The sequence below is a fragment of the Staphylococcus sp. AS1337 genome (genome assembly GCF_051408735.1).
GTDB classification, from domain to species: Bacteria; Bacillota; Bacilli; order Staphylococcales; family Staphylococcaceae; genus Staphylococcus; species Staphylococcus xylosus_B.
Genome location: NZ_JBOIHZ010000005.1, coordinates 26471 through 49618 on the forward strand (window position 1 = coordinate 26471; position 23148 = coordinate 49618).

At 32.0% G+C, this 23148-nt stretch carries 25 protein-coding genes and 1 pseudogene; 21 read left to right on the plus strand and 5 right to left on the minus strand.

Features of this window, described 5'->3' with window-relative positions; translation table 11 throughout:
• The first annotated feature begins 2 nt into the window (after positions 1 to 2).
• On the plus strand, positions 3 to 818 hold the full coding sequence (locus ACSUE0_RS09375; protein ID WP_039068731.1) for a MetQ/NlpA family ABC transporter substrate-binding protein: 816 nt from the start codon (positions 3 to 5) through the stop codon (positions 816 to 818).
• 199 nt (positions 819 to 1017) lie between these two features.
• Positions 1018 to 1308: pseudogene (locus ACSUE0_RS09380) on the plus strand (terminase small subunit); the annotation flags it as partial.
• Positions 1309 to 1765: 457 nt separating this feature from the next.
• On the opposite strand, the gene ACSUE0_RS09385 reads toward ACSUE0_RS09380, so the two are convergent.
• The gene (locus ACSUE0_RS09385) at positions 1766 to 1951 is read right to left on the minus strand and encodes a hypothetical protein (RefSeq protein WP_436957106.1); all 186 of its coding nucleotides are present in this window, start codon (positions 1949 to 1951) and stop codon (positions 1766 to 1768) included.
• A gap of 338 nt (positions 1952 to 2289) precedes the next feature.
• Here ACSUE0_RS09385 and ACSUE0_RS09390 point away from each other — a divergent pair, with 338 nt between their 5' ends.
• The 4 genes from ACSUE0_RS09390 to ACSUE0_RS09405 all read left to right on the plus strand — a co-directional run bounded on the left by ACSUE0_RS09390 (position 2290) and on the right by ACSUE0_RS09405 (position 4141).
• Entirely contained in the window at positions 2290 to 2478 is a 189-nt protein-coding gene (locus ACSUE0_RS09390) for a hypothetical protein (RefSeq protein WP_436957108.1), read from the plus strand.
• Between the two features lie 156 nt (positions 2479 to 2634).
• Positions 2635 to 2757 (plus strand): hypothetical protein, encoded by a 123-nt coding sequence (locus ACSUE0_RS09395; RefSeq protein WP_259338077.1) that lies wholly within the window; start codon positions 2635 to 2637, stop codon positions 2755 to 2757.
• Between the two features lie 430 nt (positions 2758 to 3187).
• Positions 3188 to 3595, plus strand: coding sequence for a YjdF family protein (locus ACSUE0_RS09400; RefSeq protein WP_119614663.1), 408 nt, complete (start codon positions 3188 to 3190; stop codon positions 3593 to 3595).
• A gap of 372 nt (positions 3596 to 3967) precedes the next feature.
• Positions 3968 to 4141, plus strand: coding sequence for a VraH family peptide resistance protein (locus ACSUE0_RS09405; RefSeq protein ID WP_017722387.1), 174 nt, complete (start codon positions 3968 to 3970; stop codon positions 4139 to 4141).
• A gap of 615 nt (positions 4142 to 4756) precedes the next feature.
• Here the strand turns inward: ACSUE0_RS09405 and ACSUE0_RS09410 are convergent.
• On the minus strand, positions 4757 to 5785 hold the full coding sequence (locus tag ACSUE0_RS09410; protein WP_436957111.1) for a hemolysin family protein: 1029 nt from the start codon (positions 5783 to 5785) through the stop codon (positions 4757 to 4759).
• Between the two features lie 182 nt (positions 5786 to 5967).
• Positions 5968 to 6816: a DUF368 domain-containing protein gene (locus ACSUE0_RS09415; RefSeq protein ID WP_436957113.1), complete on the minus strand. Its 849-nt coding sequence runs from the start codon at positions 6814 to 6816 to the stop codon at positions 5968 to 5970.
• A 364-nt stretch (positions 6817 to 7180) separates the two neighbouring features.
• Between ACSUE0_RS09415 and sufC the strand changes: the two genes are divergently transcribed.
• The 6 genes from sufC to ACSUE0_RS09445 all read left to right on the plus strand — a co-directional run bounded on the left by sufC (position 7181) and on the right by ACSUE0_RS09445 (position 13304).
• Positions 7181 to 7942 (plus strand): Fe-S cluster assembly ATPase SufC, encoded by a 762-nt coding sequence (gene sufC, locus ACSUE0_RS09420; RefSeq protein ID WP_119614647.1) that lies wholly within the window; start codon positions 7181 to 7183, stop codon positions 7940 to 7942.
• 101 nt (positions 7943 to 8043) lie between these two features.
• Complete coding sequence (gene sufD / locus ACSUE0_RS09425; protein WP_119614646.1) at positions 8044 to 9351, plus strand: Fe-S cluster assembly protein SufD; 1308 nt, start codon at positions 8044 to 8046, stop codon at positions 9349 to 9351.
• A gap of 151 nt (positions 9352 to 9502) precedes the next feature.
• Positions 9503 to 10741 carry a cysteine desulfurase gene (locus tag ACSUE0_RS09430; protein ID WP_430459422.1) on the plus strand — a complete coding sequence of 413 codons (1239 nt, stop codon included), beginning with the start codon at positions 9503 to 9505 and terminating at the stop codon, positions 10739 to 10741.
• Positions 10731 to 11180: a Fe-S cluster assembly sulfur transfer protein SufU gene (gene sufU / locus ACSUE0_RS09435; RefSeq protein WP_017722381.1), complete on the plus strand. Its 450-nt coding sequence runs from the start codon at positions 10731 to 10733 to the stop codon at positions 11178 to 11180. Before ACSUE0_RS09430 ends, sufU begins: the two co-directional genes overlap by 11 nt.
• A 178-nt stretch (positions 11181 to 11358) precedes the next feature.
• Positions 11359 to 12756, plus strand: a complete 1398-nt coding sequence (gene sufB, locus ACSUE0_RS09440) for a Fe-S cluster assembly protein SufB (RefSeq protein WP_119614644.1) — start codon at positions 11359 to 11361, stop codon at positions 12754 to 12756.
• 173 nt (positions 12757 to 12929) lie between these two features.
• Positions 12930 to 13304 (plus strand): GNAT family N-acetyltransferase, encoded by a 375-nt coding sequence (locus ACSUE0_RS09445; protein WP_436957116.1) that lies wholly within the window; start codon positions 12930 to 12932, stop codon positions 13302 to 13304.
• 449 nt (positions 13305 to 13753) lie between these two features.
• Here the strand turns inward: ACSUE0_RS09445 and ACSUE0_RS09450 are convergent, their stop codons facing one another.
• Positions 13754 to 13990, minus strand: a complete 237-nt coding sequence (locus ACSUE0_RS09450; RefSeq protein ID WP_436957118.1) for a zinc ribbon domain-containing protein — start codon at positions 13988 to 13990, stop codon at positions 13754 to 13756.
• 196 nt (positions 13991 to 14186) lie between these two features.
• Here ACSUE0_RS09450 and ACSUE0_RS09455 point away from each other — a divergent pair, with 196 nt between their 5' ends.
• The 7 genes from ACSUE0_RS09455 (at position 14187) to ACSUE0_RS09485 (ending at position 21245) form a co-directional block, all read left to right on the plus strand.
• A complete protein-coding gene (locus ACSUE0_RS09455; RefSeq protein ID WP_119614641.1) occupies positions 14187 to 15212 on the plus strand; it encodes a hemolysin family protein in 1026 nt (341 codons plus the stop codon).
• A gap of 55 nt (positions 15213 to 15267) precedes the next feature.
• Positions 15268 to 16335 (plus strand): NAD(P)H-dependent flavin oxidoreductase, encoded by a 1068-nt coding sequence (locus ACSUE0_RS09460; protein WP_119614640.1) that lies wholly within the window; start codon positions 15268 to 15270, stop codon positions 16333 to 16335.
• Positions 16336 to 16646: 311 nt separating this feature from the next.
• Positions 16647 to 17495 (plus strand): DUF72 domain-containing protein, encoded by an 849-nt coding sequence (locus tag ACSUE0_RS09465; RefSeq protein WP_119614639.1) that lies wholly within the window; start codon positions 16647 to 16649, stop codon positions 17493 to 17495.
• Between the two features lie 10 nt (positions 17496 to 17505).
• Positions 17506 to 18330 carry a sulfite exporter TauE/SafE family protein gene (locus ACSUE0_RS09470; RefSeq protein ID WP_119614638.1) on the plus strand — a complete coding sequence of 275 codons (825 nt, stop codon included), beginning with the start codon at positions 17506 to 17508 and terminating at the stop codon, positions 18328 to 18330.
• Positions 18331 to 18351: 21 nt separating this feature from the next.
• Complete coding sequence (locus ACSUE0_RS09475) at positions 18352 to 19671, plus strand: bifunctional metallophosphatase/5'-nucleotidase (protein WP_119614637.1); 1320 nt, start codon at positions 18352 to 18354, stop codon at positions 19669 to 19671.
• Between the two features lie 80 nt (positions 19672 to 19751).
• Positions 19752 to 20693, plus strand: a complete 942-nt coding sequence (gene lipA, locus ACSUE0_RS09480; RefSeq protein WP_017722371.1) for a lipoyl synthase — start codon at positions 19752 to 19754, stop codon at positions 20691 to 20693.
• A 168-nt stretch (positions 20694 to 20861) separates the two neighbouring features.
• A complete protein-coding gene (locus ACSUE0_RS09485; protein WP_436957122.1) occupies positions 20862 to 21245 on the plus strand; it encodes a YutD family protein in 384 nt (127 codons plus the stop codon).
• A gap of 275 nt (positions 21246 to 21520) precedes the next feature.
• Here ACSUE0_RS09485 and ACSUE0_RS09490 read toward each other — a convergent pair whose 3' ends face one another.
• Positions 21521 to 21787 (minus strand): DUF3055 domain-containing protein, encoded by a 267-nt coding sequence (locus ACSUE0_RS09490; protein WP_017722369.1) that lies wholly within the window; start codon positions 21785 to 21787, stop codon positions 21521 to 21523.
• Between the two features lie 144 nt (positions 21788 to 21931).
• Here ACSUE0_RS09490 and ACSUE0_RS09495 point away from each other — a divergent pair, with 144 nt between their 5' ends.
• Positions 21932 to 22363: a DUF86 domain-containing protein gene (locus tag ACSUE0_RS09495; RefSeq protein WP_119615197.1), complete on the plus strand. Its 432-nt coding sequence runs from the start codon at positions 21932 to 21934 to the stop codon at positions 22361 to 22363.
• A 5-nt stretch (positions 22364 to 22368) separates the two neighbouring features.
• Positions 22369 to 23148 carry a TIGR01457 family HAD-type hydrolase gene (locus tag ACSUE0_RS09500; protein WP_119615198.1) on the plus strand — a complete coding sequence of 260 codons (780 nt, stop codon included), beginning with the start codon at positions 22369 to 22371 and terminating at the stop codon, positions 23146 to 23148.

Here is a 23148-nt window from a genome sequence, read left to right on the forward strand (position 1 = left end):
ATATGAAAAAATTATTTAGTTTAGCTTCTGTACTTGTATTAGCGCTTGTTTTAGCAGCCTGTGGGAATAGTGGAGGTAGTGAAGATAAAAAAATTACAGTAGGTGCTTCTCCAGCTCCTCATGCTGAAATTTTAGAAAAAGCCAAACCATTATTGAAAGATAAAGGCTATGATTTGAAAATTAAAACAATCAATGATTATACAACACCGAATAAATTATTAGATAAAGGTGAATTAGACGCAAACTTTTTCCAACATACACCTTACTTAAAAACTGAGAAAAAAGATAAAGGATATAAAGTAGAATCAGCAGGTAATGTTCATTTAGAACCAATGGCTGTTTATTCTAAAAAGTATAAGAGTCTAAAAGATTTACCAAAAGGTGCCACAGTTTATGTTTCTAATAATCCAGCTGAAGAAGGCCGTTTCTTAAAATTCTTCCAAGATGCAGGATTAATTAAAATAAAAGATGGCGTGAAGATTGAAGATGCTAAATTTGATGATATCGTAGAAAACAAAAAGGATATCAAATTTAATAATAAACAATCTGCAGAATACTTACCGAAAATTTATCAAAATGAAGATGCTGATGCTGTAATTATCAACTCTAATTTTGCAATCGATCAAAAATTAAGTCCTAAAGATGATTCTATTGTATTAGAGAAAGCTAAAGACAATCCTTATGCCAATTTAATTGCTGTTAAAGAAGGACATAAAGATGATAAAAAAATCAAAGCATTGATGGAAGTATTACAATCTAAAGAAATTAAAGATGAAATCAATAAAAAATATGATGGTGCGGTAGTACCAGCTAAATAACAGCGAAATATACAAATAAGCCCTTTAACTGTGATGGTTAGAGGGTTATTTTTGTGTCTGAAAAATAGAAAAAGGGAATAAAAAGGGCAGTGTGTGAAAATTATCGGATATAAGCATAAGAATACGCCCATCTTGGACGCATTAACCTAAATATACTTGTTCAAGTTTGTTCATCATCTCTGTCCATTTGTTCTGTAACGTGAGAATAAAACGTGGTAAATATGTTAAGAATCCAGACACAGGCAAGTACAATATTATTTATAATGAGAGTGTTGAGATGGTAGAAGTACCTATTAAGATAAGTGATCGTTTAAAAGCGCGTGATCTACTTGGTAAATATCATACTTTATTTACTGATAAGAAAGAAATTTCGGTAGAAATACCTATATTCATTAATGTTGAGGGATGGGATGATGAATCAGAAGATGAAATGGATAAGAAGTACCCGAACAGAACTAAAATTATAGATGATGTTCCATTGGAGGATTAGAAGAAAGCCCACTATCAATGAGAATGGGCTTATTATTATGTTAATAAATTTAATAAAAGTTCTGCTAAATAAGTTTCCATAAAGACTGCTATTACAATTAAATGTAAAGAAATAAAAAAATGAATTTTTAGTAAATTAAGTGTTGATAATTTGATAGATAGGTTTTGTTTTTATTTTTTCTAAAAATGTTACTTATTTTTCTAATGATAGATTGATTGACTTTAAATAAGGCACTAGCTATGAAGCAAAAACCTAATATTTCTATGATGAAGTGAGGCGTAGAAGCTACAATCATCATACTCCCTTTATATAAGTCAAAATTAAGTACAATGCCGAATGCTATACCCAGTGGTACTGTTGTAGTTATGATATTCAAATAATATAGAAAAGGAATTGGAAGTATGGTTAATATTAGCATTTGTAAAGGTACTTTAAAGCCATTATTTAGTATATATTCTCAAACTTTTTGCAATCCTTGTGCTTTTTCTAGAGTATTAGGTGTACCATTTGTAGCACTTTTAAAGGTTTTTATAGAGGGGCTAAATATAATGGTCAGAATAAAAGTGATTATGAAAATCAATAATGTTGTAGCTAAAAATCTTAATGTTCTTTTTATATAAGTACCATCTTGAATTTTAAGCATATGTGCCTCCATTTAATAAAGATTGTTTATATAACTAATATTACGCTATCAAATATTTATTAATATTAATAGGTTATTTAAATTAAATATGGTTTCTAACTTCCGGCCATCATTATAAGTTCTGGTGGGTGTTTTATTACTGTTACATTCAATTATTTAAATTAGACATTTAGGAACTCAATTTATACATATAGGAAATAAAAGGAAAATAAACAAAAGATTATGTACAATATGGTTGCGAAGAACTAAAAAAACAGGGGGTATAGGTTTGAAAAACAAATTTTTGAAATTTAGCACTGTATTTTTTAGCAAGTACGATATTATTACAACCTTTAACAATGAGTTCAGCGCAAGTGAAAGCAGCTACTACAGAGAAAAGTAATGACCAACAAGTAAAAGAAGAGTATATTAAGTATAAAGAAGCTTGGATTAAAGCAATTAATGAAATACTAGAGAGTGACTTTAAAGACCCATCAGTTAAACAAGAATTAAAGAATAACATAGCTAGCTTCAGAAGAACGTGGTAAAGCAACAATAGCTGCAAAAGTAGCAGCAGAAGGTATAAGAGCTGTAATGAAAAAGGTTGGCCAAAAAGGCTGGGATAAAATGATAAAAAAATAGAAACTACTTCTGGTCAAGAGCTTGTAGCATTACATTACAAATCGGTAACCAATTTAGTTAACATGCTTGCACAATCTCAGAAAAAAGCAACAGTAGTCATAAGTGATTATTTGCAAAAAAATGCTGGATTAAATAAAGTGGCAGCAGATGGAGTTGCAGCAACATTTGTTGCAGTCATACTATAATTTATAAATAGGAGCGTTTTTACGCCTAAATCACAACAAGTTTTAGTAGGAATTACTTTATTCTTACTAGCGTTTAATATAGTTATACCAGTTATAGGAGAAACATTAAATGTTGGAGTGATAGATTTTAGTTAAACATTAATAAGATGCACTCAAGGGCTATTTATTATAATCTTTGGTATTTTTACGTTTAGACAAATTAAGCGAAAAGGATTTAAGTAGCATTATGCAACCCACTACCTCTGATACGAGGAGTGGGTTTATTTAATGTTAGATCATTGCTTTAAATCAAAATGGAGTTAAGTTATATTGTATATAGAAATGTAAAAGCGCAATTGGGTTGGTAGTCCCAATGCAAATGAAATTATTTGTCAGTAACCTTCCTCCTCAGGTCGTCCATCATTTCTGATTAATTAAGAGGAGGGGTAGCGTGGAGCTATCTATATTTCATGATGGGCAATTTTTTATAGGTATAGTTGAATATAAGGTTGGAAATAAATCCAAGTTTGCCAAATACACTTTTGGAGCAGAGCCAGACGATGGAGAAATTCTCTGTTTTATTGAGAACTATTTGCTAATATTGATAGAAAACACTCAAACTAGTGTTAGAACTAAAAAACGAAAGCAAAAAGTTAATACTAAGAGGCTACAAAGGCAAATATCTAAAGAACAAAAAATGCCTGAAGATTTGACTAGAGCACAATTAGCCTTAAAAGAAGAACAAGAGTTAAAAAAGAAACAAAGTAAGAAGCGAAATAAAGCCAAAAAAGATGCTTTCAAAGAGAGAAAAAGAAAAATCAAGAAATACAAAGCAAAAGAAAAGCATAAAGGTCATTAATTGATTGTGTATAATGATGTATGCAATTAGTAGAATTTGTCTTGGTTTGGTATAATAAGAGTGTGTAGTAGCAACCAATGTCTCCCCGTTATTGGTTGCATTTTTTAAATCTCTATTCCTAGGATTACCAACAATAGTGAATAGATGCCGTTTTTGATACTCGAGCTATTTCCAGATTATAGATAATTTTTTAATAGCTTAATTTTACAATTAGCACAGTTATCTAATTTAAAATGTGAATGAATCAGTGCATTGAATTTTAAATGATAACTACAAATATCTTGAAATGAAAATTTTAAAGTTAAATTAGTGATTTTATTAAAACGCATCTTATTTAATAAATTACTTTTAAATATTAAGGAGTGGATTGAAATGAGTCTAAAAGAAATGTGGAATTACTTATTAAACAAAAAATGGCGTACTAATGATGTATTGACGATTATTGCCTGTATGTTTGTTGTAAGTTTGGTTACAACGCCATTGGTCGGGGTACCAGTTGGTGCTATCGTCTATTTACTTTGGTTTGATAAGAATTTTAAAAAGTAGGTCGAAATTAATTAATATTTAGAATTAATACTAACAGAAAAAGTAATAAAGTATTTCCTAGTAGTTAAGTTTGAATTGAACAATTATAAGGTGTAAAATATAATTAAGTTTTAATTAATATATTTGCTAAGTTAGATACCAAGGTACTACTGTTACTTTGAATATTTAATGTTATTAGTTTCAAATTGTTAATTTTAACTGTAATGGGAGAGCTTAAAATAATTAGAGGTATGAATCTTATTAAAGCTCTATTTATTGATATATTATATGAATGAAATATCATTTTCGCTATTGATATTTTATCATTATTAAACCCGACAATTATGTTATATAAATTTTCATTTCAGTATAGATGAAAACGTATATAAGTTATGTGTCGGGTTTTATTTATGATGCTTCACTTGATAAAAATTGAATAAAACTTCTTATGAGCTGGAGTTACAGAAATCAATTTTTGCAATAATAATTCCGCCATATAAATCTAATACTGACAAAGATGTTTAGCAGTAATTTTAGTATTTCTTGTTGAAATTTTAACAACAACTATTGATAGTAAAATACATAAAAAACCGAGACATTAATTATGTCTCGGAATCATTTGTACTTATTTGATTATTAAGATTGATCGTATTCGTCTTTAATATCGCCGACAATGTTTTCTAAGATATTTTCCATTGTGATAATACCAAGTGGACTTTGTTGTTCGTCTTCCACTAGAGCTATATGAATTTGGTGTGATTTCATTTGTTCTAAGACTTGATGATATTTTGAATTTAATTTGATTTTAAGAATACTATGAGTAATATCCTTAAGCGAATTTATATCATTACTTAATAGATCTTTTGCATGTATATAACCTACAATTTGTGTAGTGTTGTCTTTAATTACAGGAAATCTTGTGTAGTTTGCATTACTTACATATGCTTTAGTTTCATCAATATTACTATTGATATCAACAACTGAGACTTTTTCAAGTGGCAAGTACCCGTCTGCAATTTTCATTTCATCAAACGCGAAAGCACGATTAATGTGTGTTAACTCATTTTCAGAAATTTCTCCACCTTCATGGCTTTCTTTAATTAATAGTTTTAATTCTTCTTCTGAATGATATAATTCACTTTCTTTAGCAGGTTGCATACCAAACATTTTTAAAATTAATCTTGCCGAGCCGTTAAGAATGTAAATAAATGGATAAAATAATTTGTAAAACATGATAATTGGCTTAGCGATTAGCAATGTGATTTGTTCGGCTTTTTGAATTGCAATTGTTTTAGGTGCCATTTCACCGACAACCACGTGTAAATAAGTTGCAATTACAAACGCACTAATTAATGTGAATATATGAATCATTGTTTCTGAAAGACCTAAACTACTAAAAATAGGATGTAATAAAAACTCAAAGGTAGATTCACCGACCATACCAATACCTAAAGCTGTAATCGTAATGCCAAGTTGACAAGCAGCTAAATATTCATCTAAGTGTGAAACTACTTTTTGTGCGGCAATCGCTTTTTTATTGTCTCCGTTCGCCAGTGAGTTAATCCTAGATGTTCGAACTTTAACGATTGCGAATTCTGTCGCCACAAAGAATGCGGTTAACACCAATAATAAAATAAATATAATTAAACTAATAAAGGTTCCCAAAAATTAATTAATTCCTCCGATATATTTTTATTCAATCATTTCTGATTAGTATACTATTATATAAAAAGTACGAGTTCATAGCTAGTGTAAAGAATTACTTTATGTGAAATTAGTTGTTCGAACGATCAATTGAATAACTCTTAATTTAATTTGTAGATAAATATGATACAAATTAAAAATAATTAGTCATCTGCTGTAATTTTTCCTAGTTTATAACTAATAACAAATCCTAATATCAGTGTGATGATTGAAATAATCCAAGTTATAAATGTGCCAGGTAGACCTGGGAACACTGCGTAAAGTGAGCCAACTACAAAACCTATAATAAGAGCATATGTGAGAAAAGTATAATAGGATAGTAAATACTGAATTAATTTACTTGAGAATAAAAATCCGCAAATAATACCAAAACCTACAGTTAATAAAACAGGTATTGTCGCAAAGTTTAATGACATAAATTCTGAAATAGCAAACATTACTGTGCCATAAACTCCAAAGACGAGTAACATGAATGAACCTGATATACCAGGTAATAACATGGCACTAGAAGCACACATACCTGCTATAAAATATTTGATTATTAAACCAGAATTTAATGTTAAAGTTTCACCAGCGTGCTTATCTCCATTATTGAGTAATGTAATAACTACTATAATAACGATGCCTAGTAACAATAATATATAATGCTGTATACTAAACGTTTGTTTGAATTTAGACGTTTTCAATAGGTAAGGAATAATACCTCCGATAAGTCCAACAAAAAAGAACATTGTTGGTACTGTGTGTGTACTAAGTAAGTAATTAATGAGTTTACTTAATACTCCGATTGCGATAACCATACCCAGACCAATAGGGATTAAGAATTTCAGACTTACCCAAAATCGTTTTGAAAAAATACCGCTAATGGAACGTATGAAATCATCATAGATGCCTAGTAACAGTGCAATTGTTCCACCGCTTACTCCGGGGACTAAATCAGTCGTACCCATTGCAAAACCTTTCCATAAATTAGACCATTTAATTTTTGACATATCTTTCTCCTTTTTTAATAATGTAGTAATGATATTAGCATAAAAAAGTGAAATACAATATTATAAACACAAAGAAACAAAATGATGTAGATACCATATTTATAATGCGAATTAATATAAAAAAGAGCATTTAATGTATTGAGAACATTAAGGATACTTTTATCATTTACAGAAACCATAGTATTATTATCAAAAATCATTGTGTTTTAATAACGATTTTAATTTAGCACTAGAAAAGGTTTATATTCATATATAACTACGTTATAATTAGATGATGTAACAAGTGCTCAGTCTTTTGACTGTAGATTAAAATTATTATAAACTAGATAGGAAAAACATATCATATAATACGGAGGGAATATGTATGCCATCAACATTAGAAATTAAAGACCTACATGTGTCTATAGAAGATAAAGAGATTCTAAAGGGTGTTAATTTAACAATTAACACAGGTGAAATACACGCAGTTATGGGACCAAATGGTACTGGTAAATCAACATTATCATCAGCAATCATGGGCCACCCAAGCTTTGAAGTAACAAAAGGGGAAGTAATCTTAGACGGCGTTAATATCTTAGAATTAGAAGTTGACGAACGTGCAAAAGCTGGTCTTTTCTTAGCAATGCAATATCCATCAGAAATCACTGGCGTAACAAATGCAGACTTCATGCGTTCAGCAATAAATGCTAAACGTGAAGAAGGTGAAGAAATTAATTTAATGCAATTTATCAAAAAACTTGATAAAGAAATGGGTTACTTAGATATCGATCAAGATATGGCACAACGTTACTTAAATGAAGGTTTCTCTGGCGGTGAGAAGAAACGTAATGAAATTCTTCAATTAATGATGTTAGAACCAAAATTCGCAATTTTAGATGAAATTGACTCAGGTTTAGATATTGATGCATTAAAAGTTGTTTCTAAAGGGATCAACCAAATGCGTGGAGACGAATTTGGCTCATTAATTATCACGCACTATCAACGTCTATTAAATTACATTACGCCTGATCATGTTCACGTTATGTATGGTGGTAAAGTAGTTACTTCTGGTGGTCCAGAATTAGCTAAGCGTCTTGAAGAAGAAGGTTACGAATGGGTTAAAGAAGAGTATGGTGCTACAGAATAAGTCTCAACTCATATTAAACATATTAATTTAGATGAAGATTTAAGGTCTTGATTTATACCGATGAATTAAATCATACAATCATCAAATGGGAGGAAAAAAGTATGACGACTGAAACTTTGAACATTTCTGAAGCGCAACTAGTTGAATATTCACAAGCCCATAATGAACCTACTTGGCTAACAGAATTACGTAAAGAAGCGTTAAAATTAACTGAAACTTTAGAAATGCCAAAACCAGATAAAACAAAAATTAACAGATGGGATTTTGACTCATTTAAGCAACACGAAACAACAGGTAACGTATATCATACGTTAGAAGAATTACCAGAAGCAGTAAAAGATATTATCGATATAGATAATTCTGAGAATTTGATTATTCAACATAATAATACATTGGCTTTTACTAAAGTTTCTGATTCTGCAAAAAATGATGGCGTTATTGTTGAAGGTTTATCTGAGGCATTAGTTAATCATCCAGATTTAGTAAAACAATATTTCATGAATGAAACTGTTACTGTTGATGAACACAGATTAACAGCATTACACACAGCATTATTAAACGGTGGCGTATTTGTATATGTACCTAAAAATGTAGTTGTAGAACACCCAATTCAATATGTTGTCTTACATGACGATGAACAAGCAAGTTTCTACAATCATGTCATTATTAGTACAGAGGAAAGTGCAGAAGTGACATATGTTGAAAACTATCTATCAAATGCTAGTGGTGAAGGTAGCCAATTGAATATCATTTCAGAAGTAAATGCTGGAGCAAACTCAAAAATTACTTATGGTTCTGTAGATTATTTAGATAAAGGCTTTACTGGTCATATTATCCGCCGTGGTATTACTCAAGCAGATGCTACAATTAATTGGGCACTTGGACTTATGAATGAAGGTAGCCAGATTATTGATAATACAACAAACTTAATTGGTGACCGTTCAGAAAGTGAATTAAAATCTGTTGTTGTTGGTACAGGTAGCCAAAAAGTTAATTTAACATCAAAAATTGTGCAATATGGTAAAGAAACAAATGGCTATATTTTAAAACATGGTGTTATGCTTGAAAGTGCCTCAACAGTATTTAATGGCATTGGACACATCAAACATGGTGGCGCTAAATCAAATGCTAACCAAGAATCTCGTGTATTGATGTTATCTGAAAATGCTCGTGGAGATGCTAACCCAATTTTATTAATTGATGAAGATGACGTAGAAGCAGGACACGCAGCTTCAGTTGGCCGTGTAGACCCAGAGCAATTATACTACTTAATGAGTCGTGGTATTTCTCGTCAAGAAGCAGAGCGCCTAGTTATTCATGGTTTCTTAGATCCAGTAGTTCGTGAACTACCAATTGAAGATGTTAAACGTCAATTACGTGAAGTAATTGAATTAAAAGTAAATAAATAGACTTAAAATTGAAGTTAAGACAATAGTAATTAAAGCGGGAAGTCCAATTTTGACCGTAGCGACAAAGATAGTATAACGATCTATCAATTGTGACTGAACCTTTGCTAAGGTCTGCATATTGATTTTTAATAAAGGAAGGCCTGTGAGTAATTTGACTGATACTTTAAATGTTACTGAAATTATAAAAGATTTTCCAATTCTCAATCAACAAGTTAATGGCAATCGCTTGGCTTATTTAGATACAACTGCTACTAGTCAGACACCCGTGCAAGTTATTGATGCAATGGCTGATTATTATAAACGTTATAATTCAAATGTACATCGTGGTGTACACACATTAGGATCATTAGCGACAGATGGTTATGAAAGTGCTCGTGAGACAGTGAGACGTTTTATTAATGCAAAATACTTTGAAGAAGTCATTTTCACTAGAGGTACAACAGCATCAATAAATATTGTCGCTCATAGTTATGGTGATGCTAACATTGTAGAAGGTGATGAGATTGTAGTCACTGAAATGGAACATCATGCTAATATCGTGCCATGGCAACAATTGGCTAAGCGAAAAAATGCATCATTAAAATTTATCCCAATGACTGAAGATGGGGAGTTAGCGATTGAAGATGTAAAAGCTACAATTAATGATAATACAAAAATTGTAGCTATAGCACATGTATCCAACGTACTTGGCACAATTAATGATATAAAAGCTATAACAGAAGTTGCACATGAACATGGCGCAATCATTAGCGTGGATGGTGCACAAGCAGCGCCTCACATGGCATTGGATATGCAAGAATTAGATGTTGATTTTTACAGCTTTAGTGGTCATAAAATGCTTGGTCCAACAGGTATTGGTGTTTTATATGGTAAACGCGAGTTACTTAATAAAATGGAACCAATTGAATTCGGCGGAGATATGATTGATTTTGTAGGCAAATATGAAGCTTCATGGGCTGACTTACCTACTAAATTTGAAGCTGGTACACCATTAATAGCTCAAGCAATTGGCTTAGCTGAAGCTGTAAGATATATTGAAAACTTAGGTTTCGAAGAGATCCAACAACATGAAACAGCATTAACACAGTACGCTTACGACAAGATGTCAGAGATAGAGGGTATTGAAATTTATGGACCTGCGAAAGAAAGACGCGCTGGTGTTATTACATTCAATATGACTGATGTTCATGCGCATGATGTAGCAACTGCGGTAGATACTGAAGGTGTGGCCGTAAGAGCCGGACATCATTGTGCACAACCACTTATGAAGTGGTTGAATCAATCTTCTACAGCACGCGCAAGTTTTTATATTTATAACACGAAAGAAGATATTGACCAACTCGTCGAAGCGTTGAAACAGACGAAGGAGTTTTTCTCATATGAATTTTAATAATTTAAATCAATTGTATCGTTCAGTGATTATGGATCATTATAAAAGTCCAAGAAATAAAGGCACTTTAGATAATGGTTCCATGACCGTCGACATGAACAATCCAACGTGTGGTGACCGCATTCATCTTACGTTTGATATTGAAGATGGTTTCATAAAAGATGCTAAATTTGATGGGGAAGGTTGTTCAATTTCCATGTCTAGTGCTTCAATGATGACTGAAGCGGTAAAAGGTCATTCATTAGCAGATGCTATGAAAATGAGTCAAGAATTTTCTAAAATGATGCTTGGTGAAGACTATGAAATTAGCGAAGATATGGGCGATATTGAAGCCCTACAAGGCGTCGCTCAATTCCCTGCGCGTATTAAATGTGCCACATTAGCATGGAAAGCACTCGAAAAGGGTACAGTTGAAAAAGAAGGCAATACTGAAGAGTAAGATTAAACTGAAGTTGATGCATTGACAATGTGTAAAATTCCATTCAAACTAGGGATTACAACATGATATCTAATGTAGTTAAAGGTTTAATACATTGCCTATTTAACAGCATATAAAAAGTAATACACAAATGATTTTGCACGTAAGTCGTTTTTAATATATAAAAGGAGTGATTTAAATGGCTAAAAAAGCACCTGATGTTGGGGATTATCAATATGGTTTCCATGACGAAGATGTTTCCATTTTTAGATCAGAACGTGGTTTGACGGAAAATATTGTCCGTGAAATCTCAAGCATGAAAGATGAACCAGAATGGATGCTTAACTATAGATTGAAATCATTAAAACAATTCTACAAAATGCCAATGCCACAATGGGGTGGAGACTTATCTGAATTGGACTTTGATGATATCACTTACTATGTTAAACCATCTGAAAATACAGAACGTTCATGGGATGAAGTACCTGAAGAAATCAAACGTACGTTTGATAAATTAGGTATTCCTGAAGCAGAACAAAAATACCTTGCTGGTGTTTCTGCACAATATGAATCTGAAGTTGTTTACCATAATATGGAAAAAGAACTTGAAGATAAAGGAATTATCTTTAAAGATACAGATAGTGCATTAAGAGAAAACGAAGAGTTATTCAGACAATATTTCTCAACAGTTGTACCTGCAGCTGACAACAAGTTCTCAGCATTAAACTCAGCTGTTTGGTCCGGTGGTTCATTCATTTATATACCTAAAAACATTAAATTAGATACACCATTACAAGCATATTTCCGTATTAACTCTGAAAATATGGGACAATTTGAACGTACATTAATCATCGCTGATGAAGGCGCATCTGTTAACTATGTTGAAGGTTGTACAGCTCCTGTTTACTCAACAAGCTCTCTACACTCAGCAGTAGTTGAAATCATCGTTCATAAAGACGCACATGTTCGTTACACAACAATTCAAAACTGGGCAAACAACGTTTATAACTTAGTTACAAAACGTACGTTAGTTCATGAGAATGGTAACATGGAATGGGTTGACGGTAACTTAGGTTCTAAATTAACGATGAAATATCCTAACTGTGTATTGATGGGTGAAGGTGCCAAAGGTAGTACTTTATCTATTGCATTTGCAGGTAAAGGACAAGTACAAGATGCTGGTGCTAAGATGATTCATAAAGCGCCAAACACTTCTTCAACAATTGTTTCTAAATCTATTTCTAAAGATGGCGGTAAAGTTGTTTATCGCGGTATTGTTCACTTTGGACGTAAAGCTAAGGGCGCACGTTCAAATATTGAATGTGATACTTTAATCTTAGATAATGAATCTACTTCAGACACGATTCCATATAACGAAGTATTTAACGATAATATTTCTTTAGAACACGAAGCGAAAGTTTCTAAAGTATCTGAGGAACAATTATTCTACTTGATGAGTCGTGGTATTTCTGAAGAAGAAGCGACTGAAATGATTGTAATGGGCTTCATTGAACCATTTACAAAAGAATTACCAATGGAATACGCGGTAGAGATGAACCGTTTAATTAAATTTGAAATGGAAGGTTCAATCGGTTAAATTTAATCATTGAAATCACTATTTAAAAATAATAAAAGCACGAAGTGATACTAAATTAATAGCATTTATCTTTAAATGTTGTTAAAATTGCGTATCATTTCGTGTTTTTTATTTTGAAAATAAAAAATGAAATGAACTAATAGATTTTTCTTTTTTGAGGGGAGTAATAAATAGTGACAGACCAAAGATTTGATGAGATACAATTAATATGCGTTAAAAAGGATGAATTCGAAGCTTTCAAAAAACAATCTTCATTATCATTTTTGAAAGGTCTCCAAGCAACTTTCCCAGAACAAGAACACCCAGAAAATTTTGCACCAGTCCCATCAGAACAAGAATATAATGAATCTTTTTATTCAGATAATCCTCATATTTATTATTTTTATTTAAATGGTGGGAATATTGGTGGCGCTATCTTTGAAATTGATAAAGAAAATAAAAGAAGTCATGTCGATACATTATATATTAATGACAATGCACATGGCCAAGGGATTGGAACTAAAGTTTGGAAAGCGATTGAAAATCATTTTCCAGAAACTAAAGTTTGAGAATTACATACACCTTATTTTGAAAAGCGTAATATCCATTTCTACATAAATAAATGCAATTTTCATATCACAGGATTTTATAAAGAAATGTTTGATGTGAATGGCATGAAAAAAGAATTTGAGTTCTTTAAATTTGAAAAAATTATGAGCTAAGTTATTTAAAATTGAACAATATTAGCTCTACGTAAAAGGGGTTTTTTAGTAACACTACTAATATATTATTTAACTATAAAAGCCTAAACAAAGGGAGTGTTTAAAACAAAACATCTAATAGTATGAGAATTTTATAAAATAATATTAAATAAGACTGAATCGACTATGTGTGCTTATACTTGTTTTTAACTTGAGAGCAATTGTGTGAAAGTGGCTTAAATAATTCAATTGATTTTGTACTTTTGCATGCTACTAGCGTGTGTTATTTCCAGCGATCTAACTTGGCCATAAATTTTTTAGTATACATTTTGTTTGTTTAAAAAGAATTTTTGTATTTTATTCATGTTTGATTCTTGAAATCTTTTTAGATTATACTCGTACATATCATCAAATCCAAGATCCATAGTAAATGAACCATTTTGATAACAATGATGACAGTATTTTTCTGATGTTGAACCGTCACTTTCTATTACTGCAGGGGCTTTTTTATCTATAGGCATTCCACAACTTTGGCACTGTGTTACCTTAGCCATATGAAAAATTCATCTTCTGTATTATTTTCCTTATCATAACATAGTTACCTGTATCAATTAGCTATCAGTTGTGAGTTCTTTATACTGGGAAACGATATATTATATTACAAGAACAATGCGTTTATAAAGTTATTAAAGTGGGAAATAATATGAAAGTGAATTTATTAATAAAGCTTATTAAAGGAGTCATGAATTTATGGTTATTGGTATAATCATACTTTTGTTTGCCTCATTTTTCTTTTCGGGAAGTGAAACCGCATTAACTGCTGCAAACAGGATGAAAATACAAACAGATGCTCAAGAGGGAAATAAAAAAGCGGGGAAATTATCAAAATTATTAACAAAACCAAGTGAATTTATCACGGCGATACTGATTGGGAATAATATCTCGAATATTATTTTACCTACATTAGTTACAATATTAGCAGTAGACTTGGGTTTAAATGTTGGGATCGCAACTGCAGTAACAACAGTAGTTATCATTGTTATTTCAGAAGTTATTCCTAAGTCAATTGCAGCTACATATCCAGATAGAATTTCACGTTTAGTGTATACACCTATATCGTTTTTCGTCTTTATATTTAAACCAATCACTAAAATTTTAAATGGTATAACAGATGCAATTAACCGATTTTTATCTAAAGGACAGGAAGAGCAACAACGTTATTCAAAAGAAGAGATTAGACAGATGGTTACCATTGCAGGTAGCGAAGGCGCGTTTAATGAAATGGAGCGTAATCGTATTCAAGGGGTTATGGATTTTGAGCAATTAAAGATTACAGACATTGATACAACCCCACGCATAAATGTTACTGCATTTCCTTCAGATATTTCGTATGAAGAAACTTATGAGACTGTAGTTTCTAATCCATATACACGTTATCCTGTATATGGTAAAGATATCGATCAAGTTATAGGTATTTTTCATTCTAAATATTTATTAGCATGGAGCCGTGAACCTGAGAATGATATTTTAAAATATACATCGGAACCCTTATTTGTAAATGAGCATAATCGTGCTGAATGGGTGTTGAGGAAAATGACAGTTTCACGTAAACATTTAGCCATTGTTTTAGATGAGTATGGTGGTACGGAAGCTATTGTTTCTCATGAAGACCTTATTGAAGAAATGTTAGGTATGGAAATAGAAGACGAGATGGATGAAGAAGAAAATGAAAAACTAGAGGAACAAATGAAGGCGTACAATAAAAATAATATATGATTTTAATCGTGGTTTAATGGTGTTATTTTGTTAAAAAGGCAAAGGGGCAGATTAAATGAAATTATCGTCTAGAGTTACTAAATTATTAAATATTAAATATCCAATTATACAAGCTGGCATGGCAGGATCGACCACGCCTGAATTAGTCGCGACAGTGAGTAATAGTGGTGGATTAGGAACGATTGGCGCAGGATATTTTAGTGCAGAACGACTGGAAAAAGAAATCACTTATGTACAACAATTAACTGATTTACCATATTCAGTGAATTTGTTTGTGCCTAGTGAGAAGTTATTTATTCCTGAAAAAGTAGAGCACATGAATGCTTGGTTAAAACCATATCGCAGAGCATTAAATATAGATGAGCCTACTGTTAATATAAGTGAGAAACAGCAGTTTGAAGATACGATTGATATCGTGATTGAAAAAGGTGTGTCTGTAGTTTCGTTTACATTTGGCATTCCTGAACAATCAATACTTACCAGATTAAAAGAAAGAAATATTAAAGTTATAGGAACGGCTACAAGTGTGGAGGAAGCGATTGCTAATGAAAGTGCAGGTATGGATGCTATCATAGCTCAGGGCAGTGAGGCAGGTGGACATAGGGGAGCTTTTACAGAAACGTCCAGCAATCTTACCCCTCTCATAGGTACGATGTCACTCATACCTCAAATTGTCGACCAGGTGAGTATACCTGTCGTTGCAGCAGGTGGTATCATGGATGGCAGAGGTTTGGTCGCTAGTATGATTTTAGGTGCTGAAGGTATACAAATGGGGACGGCATTTTTAACATCGGAGGAAAGCGGTGCAAGCCAACTTTATAAAAACGCAATTCAACATAGTAAAGAAACGGATACTGTAGTTACAAATGTCTTTACTGGAAAACCTGCGAGAGGCATAGATAATGAGTTTATTCATAAGATGAGTGAATACAATGAAGATATCCCAGATTACCCTATACAAAATCAATTGACTAGCGCAATTCGCAAAGAAGCGGCTAGAGAAGGTAATGCGCAGTGGACACATTTATGGAGTGGTCAAAGCCCTAGATTAGCACAATATTCGTCGGCATCAACACTGATGGAACGTATTGTACAACAAGCAAACCAACTATTGAATCAGTGAATAACTATAAATATATGACTAACGCAATATGTAATTTACTTATTAACCTATAACTTAGCTTTAAAAATAGTGTTTTTTAGACAAGAGGAGTAGTATAAATTGAAATCAACTTTAAACTTTTGATTTCAATACTACTTCTCTTTTTTATTATTGAAAATTAACACTAACTATAATTAGCATGTCTTTATATGTTTTTAAATACATTCGATAAATTATAAAGTATCAACATTTACTTTTTTAAGTTATAGTAAATTAAATTTAATCAAGTGAATCCATTAAAACATATATGGTATCATTAACTTGGTGATACTATGATAAATATAGGGTTAACAGGTTGGGGGGACCATGATTCGTTGTATGAAGACTTGCAGCGTAAGACGGATAAATTAACTACATATGCAAGCCATTTTCCAATCGTAGAATTGGACGCAACGTATTATGCAATTCAACCTGAGAGAAATATTAGAAAATGGATAAAAGAAACACCTGAAAGATTTAAATTTATAGTGAAAATACATCAAGCATTAACTTTGCATGCAGACTATCATGACTTTGCTGATACAAGGCAAACTTTAGTAGAGCAATTTAAAATGATGCTTCAACCATTAAAAGATGAGAATAAACTTGCGATGGTGTTGGTACAATTTCCACCTTGGTTTGATTGTACTGTTCAGAATATAACTTATATTCGCTATATCCGCGCACAATTGGAAGCATTTCCTGTATGTGTAGAATTTAGACACCAATCTTGGTTTAATGAGTCTTTTAAAGAAGAAACATTGTCATTCTTAACACAGCAAGATATCATTCATGCAGTATGTGATGAACCTCAAGTTGGTCAAGGTTCTGTACCGATGGTTAACCGCATTACAAATGAAACTGCATTTGTACGGTACCATGGAAGAAATGTACATGGATGGACTAAAAAAGATATGATGGATGATGAATGGAGAGAAGTAAGGTATTTATATGATTATAGTGAACAAGAATTAAAAGCTTTAATTGATAAAGTAAAAGTACTAGAACATAAAGCCAAAGATATTTACGTCGTTTTTAATAATAATTCTGGTGGACATGCAGCACCCAATGCTAAAACCTATCAACGTTTATTGGGCATAGATTATCAGGGTTTAGCGCCACAACAATTAAAATTATTTTAGGAGCGATTGAATGTTAACAGTAATATTATTGATTTTAATTGGCGGTTTTTCAGCAATTTTAGGATCGTTAGTTGGTATTGGTGGAGGTATAATCATTGTACCTACGCTGGTTTATTTAGGTGTTGATCATGATTTACTTGAAGGTATAACGCCTCAAGTCGCTATAGGTACTTCATCAGTTATATTGATAGTAACTGGACTATCTTCAACGTTGGGATACTTAAAAACAAAACAAGTTGATGTGAAAAATGGCTCGATATTTTTATTTGGTTTGCTACCTGGGGCGTTGGTTGGATCTGTAATAAGCCGTTACTTAACATTAGCATCTTTTAACTTGTATTTTGGTTTGTTTTTAATATTAGTAGCAAGTTTGCTTGTAATACGAAAGAAAATAAGACCATTAAAAATATTTGCTAAAGCAAAGTACGAACGGAGTTATATTGATGGTTATGGTAAGCAATATTTTTATCATGTGCCACCCTTAATTTCTTTTATAGCAACATTATTTATTGGTATATTAACAGGGTTACTAGGTATAGGTGGTGGCGCATTAATGACACCACTAATGTTAATTGTATTTAGATTCCCGCCACATGTGGCGGTTGGTACAAGCATGATGATGATCTTCTTTTCTAGTGTTATGAGTTCAGTAGGTCATATTGCACAAGGTCATGTGGCTTGGTTATATGCAATTGTTCTAGTATTTGCAAGTTATTTCGGTGCGAAGATTGGCGTGAAAATTAATCATTCGGTAAAATCAGAGACCGTTGTAATATTGTTGCGTACAGTAATGTTAATTATGGGTATATATTTAATAATTAAATCATTTTTATAAAACGAAGGAGGGGAACTATAGATGAAATTAACAATTTATCACACAAATGACATACATAGTCACTTACATGAATATGCACGAATTACAGAGTATTTGACCCAAAAGAGATCAAAACTAAGACATCATTCACTATATTTAGATATTGGCGACCATGTTGACCTTTCGGCGCCTGTCACTGAAGCAACTATGGGGATAAAAAACGTCGAATTATTAAATACGGCGCATTGCGATATCGCTACTATTGGTAATAATGAAGGTATGACTATTTCTCATGATGCGTTAAATACTTTATATGACAATGCAACATTCGATGTCACTTGTGCGAATGTCTTTGATGAACATGGGCATTTACCCCGTAATATGTCATCATCATTCATAAAAGTTATAGACGGAGTACGCATATTATTTATTGCGGCTACTGCTCCATTCACTCCTTTTTATCGAGCTTTAGACTGGATTGTTACAAATCCTTTAGAAGCAATTAAAGATGAAATAAAAGCTAATGAAGGTGCTTATGATTTACTTGTGATTATGAGTCATGTTGGTGTATTCTTTGACGAAAAATTATGCCAAGAAATTCCAGAAATTGATTTGATTTTAGGTAGTCATACACACCACTATTTTGAAAATGGTGAGATTAACAATGGTGTTTTGATGGCTGCAGCAGGAAAATATGGGCATTTTTTAGGGGAAGTCACACTAGAAATTGAAAATAATAACATAATAAAAAAACAAGCAATACTCCATCCACTCGACAAATTACCAGAAGTTGAGACTCATTTTGATGAAGAAGGAAAAATGTTGTTAAATGATTCAGTGATTGATCGACCAATTTCTTTACCTAGAAAAACAGACACCATTACTCAAACAACTCATATTTTAGCAGAAAGTATTTTTGAATTTACGAATGCAGACTGTACAATTATTAATGCAGGACTCATCGTAAATGGCATAGAGGCAGAGCGATTAACGGAGTATGATATACATCAGATGTTACCTCACCCTATTAACGCAGTCCGTATTAGATTAAGTGGGCGAGAGTTGAAAAATATAATAATCAAAAGTCAAAAACAAGAATATCTTAATGAACATGCCCAAGGTCTGGGTTTTAGAGGTAATATTTTTGGCGGCTATATTTTATATAATTTAGGATTTATTGAGTCTGAATCACGTTACTTTATAAACGGTGAATTAATAAATGATGAAGAAACGTATATATTAGGAACGATTGATATGTATACGTTTGGACGCTATTTTCCTACTTTAAAAGATCAGTCTATAGATTACCTGATGCCAGAGTTTTTAAGAGATATTTTTAAAGAAAAATTATTGGAATATTAAAATATGACTTTATACGTTTTAATTTACCTGAATTTTCGTTATAATGATTAGAGATTTCAAATCAGGAGGATTGTGCGGTTATGGCTACTAAAAATGAAGAGATTTTACGTAAACCAGATTGGTTGAAAATAAAGCTAAATACTAACGAAAACTACACTGGTCTTAAGAAAATGATGCGCGAAAAGAATTTACATACAGTTTGCGAAGAAGCAAAGTGTCCAAATATACATGAATGTTGGGGAGAACGTCGTACAGCTACGTTTATGATTTTAGGTGCAGTTTGTACACGTGCATGTCGTTTCTGTGCAGTTAAAACAGGACTTCCAAATGAATTAGATTTAGATGAGCCAGAACGCGTGGCTGAATCTGTAGAATTAATGAATTTAAAACACGTTGTTATTACAGCTGTGGCTCGTGATGACTTAAGAGATGCAGGATCAAATGTATACGCTGAAACTGTACGTAAAGTACGTGAGCGTAATCCTTTCACATCAATAGAAATCTTACCTTCAGATATGGGTGGAGACTATGATGCTTTAGAAACTTTAATGGCGTCAAAACCAGACATTTTAAACCATAACATCGAAACAGTCCGCCGTTTGACACCGAGAGTTCGTGCTAGAGCAACTTATGATCGTACATTAGAGTTCTTAAGACGTTCTAAAGAGTTACAACCTGATATCCCAACAAAATCAAGTCTTATGGTTGGATTAGGTGAAACACACGAGGAAATCTATGAAACAATGGATGACCTACGCGCTAATGATGTTGATATTTTAACGATTGGTCAATATTTGCAACCTTCACGTAAACATTTAAAAGTTGAAAAATATTATACACCATTAGAATTTGGTAAATTAAGAAAAGTAGCAATGGATAAAGGATTTAAACATTGCCAAGCAGGACCACTTGTAAGAAGTTCATATCATGCCGACGAGCAAGTGAATGAAGCGGCTAAAGAAAAACACCGTATTGGTGAAGAGCAACTTGGTACAGAAATTGGTAAGCATTTAAATAAATAAGTTAGTTAAAGACTTAGTTCATTTGATACAGTTGTGGTGATGCGCAATACTAATGAGCTAAGTCTTTCTTAGAAGTAAAATATAATTACATACAAGTCAAAGAACTATTTATTAATAAATTAGCTAGTGAATAATAGTAATTTGATGCGTTTAGATTAGGTGAATGACATGATAAAGTTAAATGGACAATTTTTTGAAATCATAGAAGATTATAGAGAATGTTTTGATGAAGAAACATTTGTCAATCGCTATTCAGATATATTAGATAAGTATGATTTTATTGTTGGAGATTTTGGTTATGACCAACTGAGGTTAAAAGGTTTTTATAAAGATTCTAATAAGAAAGCCGAATTAAGCAAACGCTTCTCAACAATTCAAGATTATTTATTAGAATATTGTAATTTTGGTTGCCCGTACTTTATATTAAGACGTATTCCAGAAGCAGAAATGAAAAATTATGTAGAGTCAAATGACATAGTTGAAACAGATTTTGAAGAAGATAAGTTGCATGATGTTAAAATAAAGCCTAGTATTCAAGATACTGAAAAATAATAATTTTGATTATATAGTGCTTTAAATAATATTTACAATATACTTTAGTATTACGTGCGATAGTAATGTATGTATAGTGTATTTAAAAATTTGACACATAAATAGAATAGTCCGAATTAAAAAAGCAACTTTATTCAAAAAACGAATAAAGTTGCTTTTGGTTTATGTTGTAGAAGAGAACATATATACATAGCATTGATTTACTAACATTAATATAAGTATTTTTACTTAGCTAAAGTTTGTTACGTTAATAATATTTATATACTAGTGCGCGTTTATTGAATCACTTCATTAAGGTATTCTGAAATTTCATTGCCTTCGTCTTCATTAACTCCTAAGATGTGGGCAATATAACCTTCTTCTTCTAAATCGTCGGTACCTATTATACCAAATTGATTCGTTTGCATATTTAATACAATCGTTTTACCGAAATGACGGTTTGTTTGGACTAACATTAGGTCATAGCGACTATGCTCACCAACAAAACCAACAAATTGCACCTGAGCAGATTCATCATCATCATAAAGATACATATCAATCACTTTGAAACACTCCTTACTTCTTCTATTTTACAAATCTAATTATTATAGATATTTAATTTAGTTAAAAAGTCTTAATTTACAGTATAACCATAAATGAATTCGACTGCAAAGGTATGGTATGATGAGATTGATAGGGGTGAAAAGATGTATTTCGTGAATAAAGATCAATTAAATACAAAATTAAATTACTTGCAACAACTTATTGAAGATTATCCGCAAAACAAAGAGAATGTTTATGCGTTCGAGCGTATAGCACAAATGTTTATTGAATCAGCAGTAGACATAGGAAACATGATTATTGATGGTTTTATCTTAAGAGACCCAGGAAATTATAGAGACGTAATAGATATCTTAGCTTTGGAAAAAGTGATTTCAGAAGATACACAAAATCAAATCAATAAAACTGTAGATGTTAGAAAACAATTTGTTCATTATTATGATGAACTTGATACCGTTAAATTAGTACCACTTTTTGATGAATCGGTATCTTATTATCAAACATATGTAGAAGAAGTTATACAATTTTTAAAGAGTGAAGATGTACCTGTAACTGCATTTGGCAAAAAAGGAGAATAAGTAATATGAAAAAATATCAAGCTTACCTAATTGATTTGGATGGTACTTTATATAAAGGTGATGAACATATAGATGGTGCGTCTCAATTTATATCATATTTAAATCAATACAAAATTCCACATTTATATGTGACTAATAATTCTACCAAAGATCCAGAAGAAGTAGCTGCAAAGTTAAATAAAATGGGATTAGTCGCACAAGCTGATGAGGTGGTTACATCAGCGCTAGCTACTGCAGAATATATTGCTGAGGAATCTCCAGGAGCAAGTGTATATATGCTAGGTGGTAGCGGGCTGAAACATGCGTTAACAGACAAAGGATTAGTAGTTAAAGAAGATGAATTTGTAGATTATGTTGTTATTGGTTTAGATGAAGCCGTTACCTATGAAAAATTAGCAACTGCTACTTTAGGTGTGCGTAATGGTGCGAAATTTATTTCAACTAACCAAGATGTATCTATACCAAAGGAACGTGGATTTTTACCTGGAAATGGCGCGATTACAAGCGTGGTCACAGTGTCAACCGGCGTTCAACCCACATTTATCGGTAAACCAGAACCAATTATTATGAAAAAAGCGTTAGACATTTTAGGATTAGAGCGCTCAGAGGTTGCGATGGTCGGTGACTTATACGACACAGATATTATGTCGGGGATCAATGTGAATATTGATACGATTCATGTACAAACGGGTGTAACAACCAAAGAAGAAATTGGACAGAAGCCAGTACCTCCGACATATACATTTAAAGATTTAAATGATGTTATCAAAGAACTCGAGAGTTAG

What these genes read in the sequence shown, in the direction of transcription:
- ACSUE0_RS09375 (WP_039068731.1), top strand. Translation starts at nt 3, where the DNA reads ATGAAAAAATTATTTAGTTTAGCTTCTGTACTTGTATTAGCGCTTGTT.
- ACSUE0_RS09385 (WP_436957106.1), bottom strand. Translation starts at nt 1,951, where the DNA reads ATGCTTAAAATTCAAGATGGTACTTATATAAAAAGAACATTAAGATTT.
- ACSUE0_RS09390 (WP_436957108.1), top strand. Translation starts at nt 2,290, where the DNA reads ATGAGTTCAGCGCAAGTGAAAGCAGCTACTACAGAGAAAAGTAATGAC.
- ACSUE0_RS09395 (WP_259338077.1), top strand. Translation starts at nt 2,635, where the DNA reads ATGCTTGCACAATCTCAGAAAAAAGCAACAGTAGTCATAAGTGATTAT.
- ACSUE0_RS09405 (WP_017722387.1), top strand. Translation starts at nt 3,968, where the DNA reads ATGAGTCTAAAAGAAATGTGGAATTACTTATTAAACAAAAAATGGCGT.
- ACSUE0_RS09415 (WP_436957113.1), bottom strand. Translation starts at nt 6,816, where the DNA reads ATGTCAAAAATTAAATGGTCTAATTTATGGAAAGGTTTTGCAATGGGT.
- sufC (WP_119614647.1), top strand. Translation starts at nt 7,181, where the DNA reads ATGCCATCAACATTAGAAATTAAAGACCTACATGTGTCTATAGAAGAT.
- sufD (WP_119614646.1), top strand. Translation starts at nt 8,044, where the DNA reads ATGACGACTGAAACTTTGAACATTTCTGAAGCGCAACTAGTTGAATAT.
- sufU (WP_017722381.1), top strand. Translation starts at nt 10,731, where the DNA reads ATGAATTTTAATAATTTAAATCAATTGTATCGTTCAGTGATTATGGAT.
- sufB (WP_119614644.1), top strand. Translation starts at nt 11,359, where the DNA reads ATGGCTAAAAAAGCACCTGATGTTGGGGATTATCAATATGGTTTCCAT.
- ACSUE0_RS09450 (WP_436957118.1), bottom strand. Translation starts at nt 13,990, where the DNA reads ATGGCTAAGGTAACACAGTGCCAAAGTTGTGGAATGCCTATAGATAAA.
- ACSUE0_RS09455 (WP_119614641.1), top strand. Translation starts at nt 14,187, where the DNA reads ATGGTTATTGGTATAATCATACTTTTGTTTGCCTCATTTTTCTTTTCG.
- ACSUE0_RS09460 (WP_119614640.1), top strand. Translation starts at nt 15,268, where the DNA reads ATGAAATTATCGTCTAGAGTTACTAAATTATTAAATATTAAATATCCA.
- ACSUE0_RS09465 (WP_119614639.1), top strand. Translation starts at nt 16,647, where the DNA reads ATGATAAATATAGGGTTAACAGGTTGGGGGGACCATGATTCGTTGTAT.
- ACSUE0_RS09470 (WP_119614638.1), top strand. Translation starts at nt 17,506, where the DNA reads ATGTTAACAGTAATATTATTGATTTTAATTGGCGGTTTTTCAGCAATT.
- ACSUE0_RS09475 (WP_119614637.1), top strand. Translation starts at nt 18,352, where the DNA reads ATGAAATTAACAATTTATCACACAAATGACATACATAGTCACTTACAT.
- lipA (WP_017722371.1), top strand. Translation starts at nt 19,752, where the DNA reads ATGGCTACTAAAAATGAAGAGATTTTACGTAAACCAGATTGGTTGAAA.
- ACSUE0_RS09485 (WP_436957122.1), top strand. Translation starts at nt 20,862, where the DNA reads ATGATAAAGTTAAATGGACAATTTTTTGAAATCATAGAAGATTATAGA.
- ACSUE0_RS09495 (WP_119615197.1), top strand. Translation starts at nt 21,932, where the DNA reads ATGTATTTCGTGAATAAAGATCAATTAAATACAAAATTAAATTACTTG.
- ACSUE0_RS09500 (WP_119615198.1), top strand. Translation starts at nt 22,369, where the DNA reads ATGAAAAAATATCAAGCTTACCTAATTGATTTGGATGGTACTTTATAT.